The 11,286-nt window shown below is 63.6% G+C and carries 9 protein-coding genes; 5 read left to right on the top strand and 4 right to left on the bottom strand.

Annotated features, from left to right (window positions below; translation table 11 throughout):
* From I8N66_RS32885 to I8N66_RS32875, 3 genes are all read right to left on the bottom strand, one after another.
* Positions 1-286 (bottom strand): enoyl-CoA hydratase/isomerase family protein (locus I8N66_RS32885; protein WP_291163346.1); only part of this gene is annotated, 286 nt, incomplete at its 3' end.
* A 23-nt stretch (positions 287-309) separates the two neighbouring features.
* Positions 310-1,452: an isobutyryl-CoA dehydrogenase gene (locus I8N66_RS32880; RefSeq protein ID WP_291163343.1), complete on the bottom strand. Its 1,143-nt coding sequence runs from the start codon at positions 1,450-1,452 to the stop codon at positions 310-312.
* 194 nt (positions 1,453-1,646) lie between these two features.
* Positions 1,647-3,065, bottom strand: a complete 1,419-nt coding sequence (locus I8N66_RS32875; protein ID WP_291163340.1) for an XRE family transcriptional regulator — start codon at positions 3,063-3,065, stop codon at positions 1,647-1,649.
* A gap of 173 nt (positions 3,066-3,238) precedes the next feature.
* Between I8N66_RS32875 and I8N66_RS32870 the strand changes: the two genes are divergently transcribed.
* The 5 genes from I8N66_RS32870 to I8N66_RS32850 all read left to right on the top strand — a co-directional run bounded on the left by I8N66_RS32870 (position 3,239) and on the right by I8N66_RS32850 (position 10,671).
* Positions 3,239-4,771 (top strand): acyl-CoA carboxylase subunit beta, encoded by a 1,533-nt coding sequence (locus tag I8N66_RS32870; RefSeq protein WP_291163337.1) that lies wholly within the window; start codon positions 3,239-3,241, stop codon positions 4,769-4,771.
* Positions 4,772-4,782: 11 nt separating this feature from the next.
* Positions 4,783-5,073, top strand: a complete 291-nt coding sequence (locus tag I8N66_RS32865; protein WP_223729595.1) for a hypothetical protein — start codon at positions 4,783-4,785, stop codon at positions 5,071-5,073.
* Between the two features lie 32 nt (positions 5,074-5,105).
* Complete coding sequence (locus I8N66_RS32860; RefSeq protein ID WP_291163333.1) at positions 5,106-7,109, top strand: acetyl/propionyl/methylcrotonyl-CoA carboxylase subunit alpha; 2,004 nt, start codon at positions 5,106-5,108, stop codon at positions 7,107-7,109.
* 79 nt (positions 7,110-7,188) lie between these two features.
* The gene (gene scpA, locus I8N66_RS32855; protein ID WP_291163330.1) at positions 7,189-9,327 is read left to right on the top strand and encodes a methylmalonyl-CoA mutase; all 2,139 of its coding nucleotides are present in this window, start codon (positions 7,189-7,191) and stop codon (positions 9,325-9,327) included.
* A gap of 21 nt (positions 9,328-9,348) precedes the next feature.
* A complete protein-coding gene (locus tag I8N66_RS32850) occupies positions 9,349-10,671 on the top strand; it encodes a hypothetical protein (protein WP_291163327.1) in 1,323 nt (440 codons plus the stop codon).
* On the opposite strand, the gene I8N66_RS32845 is transcribed toward I8N66_RS32850, so the two are convergent.
* Positions 10,652-11,191 carry a hypothetical protein gene (locus I8N66_RS32845; RefSeq protein WP_291163324.1) on the bottom strand — a complete coding sequence of 180 codons (540 nt, stop codon included), beginning with the start codon at positions 11,189-11,191 and terminating at the stop codon, positions 10,652-10,654. The genes I8N66_RS32850 and I8N66_RS32845 overlap by 20 nt on opposite strands.
* Positions 11,192-11,286: the final 95 nt, after the last annotated feature.

The following is an 11,286-nucleotide window of genomic DNA, read 5'->3' as shown; positions in this document are numbered from 1 at the left end:
CGACGAACTCCTCGCGCCAGAACCGAGCGCCCTCTTCCGGGCGCTCGCGACCGCTTTCATAGATCATGCGGATATCGCCGCCGGCGCAGAGCCCGCGTTCGCCCTCGCCCGTGACAACCACGGCCGCAACCTGCGGATCGTTCTCGAATTCGCTCAGCGCCGCTGCAATCAGCCGGATCATCGGGACGTTGAGGCTGTTGAGAGCCCGAGTGCGGTTCAACCGGATCCTGCCGATCGCCCCCTGGCGCTCGACGATCACTTCCGGTGCTGGCGTCTGCATTTCCATGAGCGATCTTTCCCGTTTCTGGCCTATTTCCGGCCGATAAGCGAACGCGCCACGATGAGACGCATGATTTCGTTGGTGCCCTCGAGGATCTGGTGCACCCGAAGGTCCCGGACAATCTTCTCGACGCCATAGTCGGCGAGATAGCCGTAGCCGCCGTGGAGCTGCAGCGCGTCATTGGCGACGGCAAAGCAGCGGTCGGTGACGAAGCGCTTGGCCATGGCGCAGAGTTTCGTCGCCTCCGCGTCACCGGCATCGAGCGCCGAAGCGGCGCGCCACAGGAAGGTCCTGGCGATTTCGAGATCGGTCGCCATGTCGGCGAGACGGAACTGCAGCGCCTGGAATTCGCCGATCGCCTTGCCGAAGGCGCGACGCTCCTGGACGTAGGCGAGCGCCTTTTCGAAGGCGGACTGCGCACCGCCAAGCGAGGCGGCGGCGATGTTCAAGCGACCGCCGTCAAGCCCGCCCATGGCGATCTTGAAGCCGTCGCCTTCGCCGCCGAGCCGGTTTTGCGCGGGCACCCGCACGCCGTCGAGCATGACCGCCCGGGTCGGCTGCACGTGCCAGCCCATCTTCTTCTCGTTGGCGCCGAAGGTAAGCCCCGGCGCGTCCTTCTCGACGATGAAGGTCGAGATACCCTTGGGGCCGTCCTCGCCGGTTCGCGCCATGATCACGTAGAGGCCGGATTCGCCGGCGCCGGAAATGAACTGCTTCTGGCCCGTCAGGACATAGCTGTCGCCGTCCCTGACCGCCTTGGTCTTCAGGGCCGCGGCATCCGAACCGGAACCGGGCTCGGTCAGGCAGTAGCTCGCGAGCACGTCCATCGTCAGGAGCTTGGGCAACAGCCGCTGGCGCTGCTCATCGGTGCCATAGCGGTCGATCATGCCGGCGCACATGTTGTGGATCGACATGAAGGAGGCAACGGCCGGGCAGCCGGTCGCCAAGGCTTCGATGATGATCGCGGCATCGAGCCGGGTCAGGCCCGTGCCGCCGACATCGTCACGGACATAGATGCCGGCCATGCCGAGTGCTGCGGCACCGCGCAGCGTGTCGACCGGAAAATGCTTCTGCTGATCCCAGTCGATCGCGTGAGGGGCGATCTCGTCGCGGGCGAAATCGAGCGCCATCTGACGAATGGCCTCCTGCTCCTCCGACAGGCGAAAATCCATATGCATGTCCTCCCTGACCGCATACCGGCTGCAGGCTTCCACGCTTGCAGCAACTCAGAGCGCTGCAGCGACCTTTGCGCATCTCGGAAGACGCGCGGCGCTGCAGGCAATCGAGGCCTAGTTACACCAAACTTCGAACAGGCCCATATGCAACTTCTCACAGGCTCTGTTCAAAAATGAACAGACGGCTCCAATCAACTCTCACTTAGACGATACGGCAGAGCGCCGCGTAAGTCATGGTCCACAATCAGGCGACGCTTCAATGGCGGTACGGCGCGGCTGGCGCATTTCGTCCGTTCGCAGATACGGCAGGAAATGCCGATTGGGTCGAAGGCGGCGCGGTTGCCAAGGTCCATGTCGTCGGCATAGACGAAGGCATCGGCGTAGGAGACCTCGCAGCCGAGCGCCAGCGCATAACGCGGCTGCGCGGCACGGAAACCGCCGCCACCCTTGGTGATCTGGGTGGCGAGACAGAGGTAGCGAACTCCGTCCGGCGTCTCGGCCAGCTGACGGATGATGCGGCCCGGCGTCTCGAAGGCCTGATGCACGTTCCAGAGCGGACAGGCGGCACCGAAGCGAGCGAATTGCAGCTTCGCAGCACTGTGGCGCTTGGTGATATTGCCGGCGCGATCGATGCGGGCAAAGAAGATCGGAATGCCCTTCTGCCCCGGCCGCTGCAGGGTCGAAAGGCGGTGGCAGACCTGTTCCAGTGACGCGCCGAAACGGGCGGCGAGCAGCTCGATATCGTGCCTCAGGTCGCGGGCGGCCTTTAGGAACGCCTGGTAGGGCAGGATCAGCGCGCCGGCGAAATAGTTCTGCAGCCCAATGCGACAGATCTCATAGGCCTCTTCGGTGCGGAAGCCGGCGCTGCCTGCCACCCGGTCGATCTCTTCACGGGCATGAAGCTGGGCGATCTGCAGGGCGATCTGAAAGTCGCGCGTCGCCGCCGGTGCGTAAGGGTTGAGCGTCAGGATACGGGCACGCGGATCGAAGCGACGGATCGCCTCGTCGCCGGCGGCACCGCGCACGACGCGGACGCCATGGCGCTGCTCCAGATAGGCTGCCAGCGCTGCGTGGTTGTCGCCCTCGCCGAGCCCGAGTTCGCCGGCAAGCCGCTCTGCGAGCAGATCGATCTCGTGGATGTAGTTGTCGACGAAATGGAAGAAGTCGCGCACTTCCTCATAGGGCGTGGTTTCGACGAAGGGGCCGCCGCGGCCGATCGTGTCGTCGATGCTCGCAAGCTGTTCGCTGTTGCGGCGATAGGCCTGGTGGCAGGTGATCAGCGCATGCGCGAGCCCTGGCGCATTCTGGGCGACGAGCTTCAGCTCCTGCAGGCTTGCCGAATAGGTTTCGAACAGGGGGTCGCTGAGCGCTTCCGAGAGCGCCGAAAGCAGGCGATCGCCCTCGCCAGTCGAAAGCTCCGCGATATCGATCTGGAACTTCTCGGCGAGCGCCAGAAGCACCGCGGCCGAAACCGGCCGCTGGTTGTTCTCGATCTGGTTGAGATAGCTGGTGGAAATACCGATGCGTTCGGCGAACTGGCCCTGGGTTGCCTTGTTCGCCTCCCGCAATTCCCTGACCTTGCGGCCTATGTAGAGCTTGCCGATAGCCATGTTTGCAACTTTGCAATTTACGTTTCACAAATTTCTCTATTTCACATTTGCACATGAAGGGACGTTTTTCCATCCAACCTTCGACGCTATTGCGAAGGTCGAAGCGCCTCTGCACAATCGTTGAGAAAGCCGGGCGTTGAAAAAGCCGGGCATCAAAAAATCGGGAGGGCACCATGCGCGCCATATTAGAACAGGTCGAGGCCCGCCGGGCTGAAGCAAGAGCCGGCGGCGGTGAGCGACGGATCGAGGCCCAGCACGGCAAAGGCAAGCTGACGGCGCGCGAACGCATCGAGGTGCTGCTCGATGAAGGCTCCTTCGAAGAATACGACATGTATGTCACGCACCGCTGCGTCGACTTCGGCATGGAAGGCCAGAAGGTCGCGGGCGACGGCGTCGTCACCGGCTGGGGCACGATCAACGGCCGCCAGGTCTATGTCTTCAGCCAAGACTTTACGGTTCTCGGCGGTTCGCTTTCGGAAACGCATGCGCAGAAGATCTGCAAGATCATGGATATGGCTGTGCGCAACGGCGCGCCGGTCATCGGCCTCAACGACTCGGGCGGCGCGCGCATCCAGGAAGGCGTGGCGTCCCTTGCCGGCTATGCCGAGGTCTTCCGCCGCAATGCCGAAGCCTCGGGCGTCATCCCGCAGATCTCCGTGATCATGGGGCCCTGCGCCGGCGGCGCCGTCTATTCGCCTGCCATGACCGACTTCATCTTCATGGTGCGTGACTCATCCTACATGTTCGTGACCGGGCCCGACGTCGTAAAGACCGTGACCAACGAGATCGTCACGGCCGAAGAACTCGGCGGTGCGGGCACGCACACGAAAAAGTCCTCCGTCGCCGACGCGGCCTATGAGAACGATATCGAAACGCTCGAGCATGTGCGCCTGCTCTTCGATTTCCTGCCGCTCAACAACCGGGAGAAGCCGCCGGTCCGTCCCTTCCACGACGACCCGGCGCGGCTCGAAATGCGTTTGGACAGCCTGATCCCCGATAGCGCCACCAAGCCATACGACATGAAGGAACTGATCCTGGCGCTCGCCGACGAAGGTGATTTCTTCGAGTTGCAGCAGAGCTTTGCCCGCAACATCATCACCGGCTTCATCCGCATGGAAGGTCAGACGGTCGGCGTCGTCGCCAATCAGCCGATGGTGCTCGCCGGCTGCCTCGATATCGACAGTTCGCGCAAGGCCGCGCGTTTCGTGCGCTTCTGCGACGCCTTCTCGATCCCGATCCTGACGCTGGTCGACGTGCCCGGCTTCCTGCCCGGCACCGCGCAGGAGTATGGCGGCGTCATCAAGCACGGTGCCAAGCTGCTCTTTGCCTATAGCCAGGCGACCGTGCCGATGGTGACGCTGATCACCCGCAAGGCCTATGGGGGCGCCTACGACGTCATGGCCTCCAAGCACATCGGCGCCGACGTCAACTATGCCTGGCCGACCGCCGAGATCGCCGTCATGGGCGCCAAAGGCGCGACCGAAATCCTCTATCGCTCCGAACTCGGCGACGCCGAGAAGATCGCGGCGCGCACGAAGGAGTATGAGGAGCGCTTCGCCAACCCGTTCGTGGCGGCCGAGCGTGGCTTCATCGACGAGGTGATCATGCCGCATTCATCGCGTCGCCGCATCGCCCGGGCCTTTGCATCGCTGCGCAACAAGCAGGTCGATGTTCGCTGGCGCAAGCACGACACGATCCCGCTCTGATGGAGGCGACGATGGAACGGGAACCGGAGCGCGTGATGACGCCGGAAGAGGCCCGACGCGATCACTGGCAGATGCTGCGCTACATGACCGTCAACGCGCTGATCGGCGTTACGATCGGGGCAATCACGGCCGGCGTTCTGATCTGGCTCAACATCGGCGCGGTCGGGACCCATATCATCCGCTCCACGAGCCCGGTGCTTGCCACCCTCATGGTCGTCGTGCCCTTCGCGCTGCTCTTTGGCGGTGCGGCTGCGGCATCGTCGATCGCGCTTCTGCCCTATCGCCGCAAGTTCAAACGCTGACGCCGCCCCCAAGGATTTGAGAAAGAAACACGATGTTCAAGAAAATCCTCATCGCCAACCGTGGTGAAATCGCCTGCCGCGTCATCAAGACCGCGAAGAAGCTCGGCATCGCAACGGTCGCGGTTTATTCCGACGCCGACCGAGACGCGATGCATGTGCGCATGGCGGATGAGGCCGTGCATATCGGCCCGTCGCCGTCGGCGCAGTCCTATATCGTTATCGACAAGATCATCGACGCGATCCGCGAGACCGGCGCCGATGCCGTTCATCCGGGTTACGGTTTCCTCTCGGAAAACGCCGCCTTTGCGCAAGCGCTGGAAAAGGAAGGTGTCGCCTTCATCGGCCCGCCGGTTGGCGCGATCCAGGCGATGGGCGACAAGATCACCTCGAAGAAGCTGGCGGCTGCAGCGGGTGTCTCCACGGTTCCCGGTCACATGGGCCTGATCGAGGATGCTGACGAGGCCGTGCGGATCGCCGCGTCGATCGGCTATCCCGTGATGATCAAGGCGTCGGCCGGTGGCGGCGGCAAGGGCATGCGCATCGCCTGGAACGACCAGGAGGCACGCGAAGGCTTCCAGTCGTCGAAGAACGAGGCAAAGAACGCCTTTGGCGACGACCGCATCTTCATCGAAAAGTTCGTGACCGAGCCACGCCATATCGAGATCCAGGTGCTCGGCGACAAACATGGCAGCACGCTCTATCTCGGCGAACGCGAGTGCTCGATCCAGCGCCGCAACCAGAAGGTCATCGAGGAGGCGCCGTCACCCTTCCTCGACGCCGAGACCCGCAAGGCCATGGGCGAAGAGGCGGTCGCACTCGCCAAGGCCGTCGGCTACCATTCGGCCGGCACCGTGGAATTCATCGTCGACGGCAAGCGCAACTTCTACTTCCTCGAAATGAACACCCGCCTGCAGGTGGAGCATCCGGTCACCGAGCTCATCACCGGGCTCGATCTCGTGGAGCAGATGATCCGGGTTGCCGCCGGCGAAAAACTCGCTTTTGGCCAGGCCGACGTGATGCTCAACGGCTGGGCGATCGAAAGCCGGCTCTATGCCGAAGATCCCTATCGCAACTTCCTGCCGTCGATCGGCCGGCTGACGCGCTATCGTCCCCCGGTCGAGGGCACAAGCGACAACGGAACGGTGACGCGCAACGATACCGGCGTTTTCGAGGGCGGCGAGATCTCGATGTTCTACGACCCGATGATCGCCAAGCTCTGCACCTGGGCACCGGATCGGCAGACGGCGGTCGAGGCCATGGCCGACGCGCTCGATCAGTTCGAGGTCGAAGGTATCGGCCACAACCTGCCCTTCCTTTCAGCGGTCATGCAGCAGCAGCGCTTCCGCGAAGGCCGACTGACGACCGCCTATATCGCCGAGGAATTTGCCGACGGCTTCCACGGCGTCGCGGCCGACGCGCAGTCGCTTCGCAAGATCGCGGCCGTCGCCGTCTCGATCAACCAGGTGCTGCAGGAGCGCGCCAGCCAGATTTCCGGCACGATCGGCAATCACCGCCGCGTCGTCGGCCATGACTGGGTTGTCAGCCTCGGCGATCACAACTTTGCGGTCACCGCGGGCGCGTCTGCTGATGGTGCCTATGTCCGATTTGCCGACGGCGGCTTGGTCACCATCGCCGGCGACTGGGCTCCTGGCCGCACCCTTGCCACCTTCAACATCGACAATGAACCCTTGAGCGTCAAAGTCGATCTGGTCGGAACCGCCATCCGGCTCCGCTGGCGCGGCATCGACGCCATAGCCCACGTCAGAAGCCCGCGCGTTGCGGAACTGGCGCGGCTGATGCCGAAGAAGCTGCCGCCGGATACCTCGCGCATGCTGCTCTGCCCGATGCCGGGCGTCATCACCTCGGTCTCGGCCAAGGCCGGAGACACCGTCGAAGCCGGCCAGGCGCTCGCAGTGGTCGAGGCGATGAAGATGGAGAACATCCTGCGCGCCGAGAAGCGGGCCGTGGTCAAGCGGGTGGCGGTCGCCGCCGGCGCCAGCCTCGCGGTCGACGAACTGATCATGGAATTCGAGTGACAGTCATAGCCGCCCTCATTCCTGTGCTTGTCACAGGGATGAGGCAAGGAAGGCGCCCCTTTCGGGCAAGGAGCTGACGATGAGCCAAAAGACCATCAAGGACTGGGAAACGCTCGCCGAGCGTGAACTGAAGGCAGCGCCGGAAAGCCTCACCTGGCAGACACCCGAAGGCATTGCGGTGAAGCCGCTTTATACAGCCGGCGACCTCGACGGCATCAATCATCTTTCTTCGCTGCCGGGCTTCGAGCCTTTCGTGCGTGGTCCGCGCGCGACCATGTATGCCGGCCGCCCCTGGACGATCCGTCAATATGCCGGTTTCTCTACGGCCGAAGCCTCGAACGCCTTCTACCGGAAGAACCTCGCGGCCGGGCAGAAGGGTCTGTCAGTCGCATTCGATCTCGCGACCCACCGCGGCTATGACAGCGACCATCCGCGCGTCGAAGGCGATGTCGGCAAGGCGGGGGTTGCGATCGACTCGGTCGAGGACATGAAGATCCTGTTCGACGGCATTCCGCTCCAGGAGATGTCGGTCTCGATGACCATGAACGGCGCGGTCATCCCGATCCTCGCTTCGTTCATCGTTGCGGGCGAAGAACAGGGCGTTTCGCGCGACAAGCTTTCAGGGACCATCCAGAACGACATCCTCAAGGAGTTCATGGTCCGCAACACCTATATCTACCCACCGGAACCGTCGATGCGCATCGTCGCCGATATCATCGAGTATACGGCCAAGGAGATGCCGAAGTTCAATTCGATCTCGATCTCCGGCTATCACATGCAGGAGGCCGGGGCGACGCTGGTGCAGGAGCTCGCCTTCACGCTTGCCGACGGGCGCGAATATGTGCGCGCTGCCCTTGCCAAGGGGCTGAACGTCGATGAGTTCGCCGGCCGACTTTCCTTCTTCTTCGCCATCGGCATGAACTTCTTCATGGAGGCGGCGAAGCTTCGGGCGGCACGCCTGCTCTGGACCCGGATCATGCAGGAGTTCGAGCCGAAGAAGCCGTCGTCGCTGATGCTGCGCACCCATTGCCAGACCTCCGGTGTTTCGCTGCAGGAGCAGGATCCCTACAACAACATCATCCGCACCGCCTTCGAGGCGATGTCGGCGGCCCTTGGCGGCACGCAATCGCTGCATACCAACTCCTTCGACGAGGCGATCGCGCTGCCGACGGAGTTTTCCGCGCGCATCGCCCGCAACACACAGCTGATCCTGCAGCACGAGACCGGCGTCACCAAGGTCGTCGATCCGCTGGCCGGTTCCTATTACGTCGAGAGCCTGACCAATGAACTCGCCGAAAAGGCCTGGGCGCTGATCGAGGAGGTCGAAGCGATGGGCGGCATGACCCGTGCGGTCAACGCCGGCCTGCCAAAGCGACTGATCGAGGAGGCAGCGACGCGCCGTCAGGCCGCCGTCGACAAGGGCGAGGAGATCATCGTCGGCGTCAACAAATACCGGCTCGACAACGAGGAGCCGATCGACATTCTGGAGATCGACAACAGCGCCGTGCGCGCCGCGCAGATCCGCCGGATCGAGGAGACCAAGCGTCGCCGCGACGGCACCAAGGTGCGGGAAACGCTGGACGCGCTCTCTGCGACGGCAAAGAGCGGCGAAGGCAATCTGCTTGCGGCGGCCGTGGAAGCCGCGCGCGCACGCGCCACCGTCGGCGAAATCTCGGACGCGATGCGCGGCGCATTCGGCGATCACGCGGCAACACCCAAGGTCGTCAGCAAGATCTATGGCAAGGCCTACGAGGGCGAGCCGGAGCTTGACGTCCTTTCCGGACGCCTCGACGAGGTCTCCGCAAAGCTCGGCCGCAAGCCGAAGATCATGGTCGCAAAGCTCGGCCAGGACGGCCACGACCGCGGCGCCAAGGTCATCGCGTCGGCCTTCGGCGATATCGGCTTCGACGTGCTCGCCGGCCCGCTGTTCCAGACACCGGAAGAAGCTGCCGACATGGCGCTTAAGAGCAAGGTCAACGTCATCGGCGTCTCCTCGCTTGCGGCCGGCCACAAGACGCTGATGCCGCAGCTGGCAGAAGCCTTGAAGAAGCGCGGCGGCGAGGATGTGATCGTCATCTGCGGCGGCGTCATCCCCCGTCAGGACTATGACTACCTGATGGACAATGGCGTGTCCGCCGTCTTCGGCCCGGGCACCAACGTGCTCGATGCCGCACGCGCGGTGCTCGACCTGATCGAAGGCAAGCGCCGCAACATCTGACGGGGTCAGGGCGGCGGACGTTTGCCCCAGCGCCAACTCCGCACGGTTGTCGGCGCCGATCTACGCAACTATGTTGTGTTCATGACGTCGATTGCCGAAGTCTTCGGACCCTTTGCTCTGATGGGGCGCCTGCTCGCTCGCTTCTGGCCGCAGCTTCTCTTGATCGGGACCTGCGGCTACATCGCGCATGATCTCCTGATGCGTGCGGCAGTCTTCATCGGCCTGCAGCATCCGCTTGGCGGTATGGTGACGCTCTCATTCGTTGTGCTGGCAAAGCTCGTCGTCATTGTTCTGATGTTCATGGCGCTTCGCCCCGGCTTGCCGGCGCTCGAAGCGCTCCTGCAGCAGCCGGCGGCAGCGCGCACCGCGAGCGCGGCACCAAAAGCCGACCGCCGGCTGATCGCCGTTACCGCCGCCGCCATCCTGCCGTTCTTTGCCTACTATGCCGCCTGGGGCTTCCTGGGCGATACGGTTCGCGAATATTCGCGCATGGCGCTCAATGCCGTTGCCTTGGGCGAGGCGGCCGACTTTTTCGACATATCGAGATCGCGGGGCGTACTCCTGTCGATCGCGCTGTGCTGGCTGGTGCGTTGGGGCGCAAAACGCATGAGCAAGCGCAGCGAGGCTCCCTTCTGGCGCTTGCTGGTGGTCGCCGCAGACGCAAGTTGGATCTTCATCGGTCTTTATGGCCTGTCTGTCTGGAAGGACCAGTTCATCAGCTGGCTCGGCGCCGGCAAGCTTCTCGGCATGAACGAACTCACCTTCACCGGCATTGCGCATGCCGCCGAGACCTTCGTACCGGTGGAACTGAGAAAGCCCGATTGGACTGCGCAGGCGGAGGGCCTGTTCTTCTACGCGCTTCTTCCGATCATCTGGCTGGTCATGGCGGCAATCATCAACGGCTACGAACTTTCGAGCCCGGCACCGCGCACGAATCCGTCGTCGCCACGGCGACGCGGAGCCAGAACCTTTCGCAAATGGCTTGCCGATTTCCTCGACCACTTCATCAGCGATTACCGCTCCCGTTACAGCCCGATCTGGACCTGCTTGAAGCTGACGCTCGGTTCGGGGCTCGCGACCCTTCTGGCCTTCATCATCGCCTACCGCGCCATCGCCTGGATGGGCGCCTGGATTTGGTACGCGGCGACGCGAACGCTCGGCATGGGTGACCTGCAGAGTTGGCAGTTCGTCTTCGATGCTCTCGGCCTTCTCATCGGCAGTCCCAGCGACCTTGACGGCGGCATCGTGCTCGACGCCCTGCGCATCACCTTGCTGGCGGCGATGCTCGAACACGCCGTGTCCCGCCAGGCCGAGAAGAGCGAAATCAGCTACGCGTCCACTTGAAGATCAGCGTCTCGGCGCTGGCACCGGGAAACTCGATCCGCAGCGAAAGGTCACGTGCCTCCGCGGGAACGATGAAGCTCTCGGCCATGCGAACTGCGGCGCCGTCCTTGGCATCGCTGAAGGCCGTGCCACCGCAGCGCGGCCACTCGGCGACGTCCGGATACATCTTCCGGACGATCGGCTCTGTCAGGGAGACAGGTTCGAACCGGCGCCCTTTGTCGTCGATCAGCCGGACGAGGCAGGCTCCCTGTGAGAGCACGGCTCGATCGGTCGGCGACGCCTCGAATTCGGCGAGAATGACGCGCGCGTCATCGGTGCGCGGCAGACGCCTCATGTCGAGGAGCTTCCACTGTCCACCGGCGAAGGCCTGCTTCACGCCACCCTCGACGACGATTTCCGCCTTGGCGGTGCTCAGCCATCGGCTTTCTCGAAGGCTCTCCCATGCGCGGACGACAAAGGCGAGCGGCAGCACAACCATCAGCGCCAGCAGGCAGGTCCAGAAGGTGCGTTTCTCGCTCATGCCGGTCCCTCCTCAACGTGCGGCAAGTGTCCAGGGCGTGCCGCTGCTGCTGCGCGCAATGGTGACGGACGGCTTGATCTCCACTGGCTGCTAGT

The organism is Ensifer sp. SSB1 (assembly GCF_016652895.1).
In the GTDB taxonomy this organism is placed as follows: domain Bacteria; phylum Pseudomonadota; class Alphaproteobacteria; order Rhizobiales; family Rhizobiaceae; genus Ensifer.
Note: the sequence above shows the minus strand (reverse complement) of the source record. Positions and strands in the feature narration are given on the sequence as shown.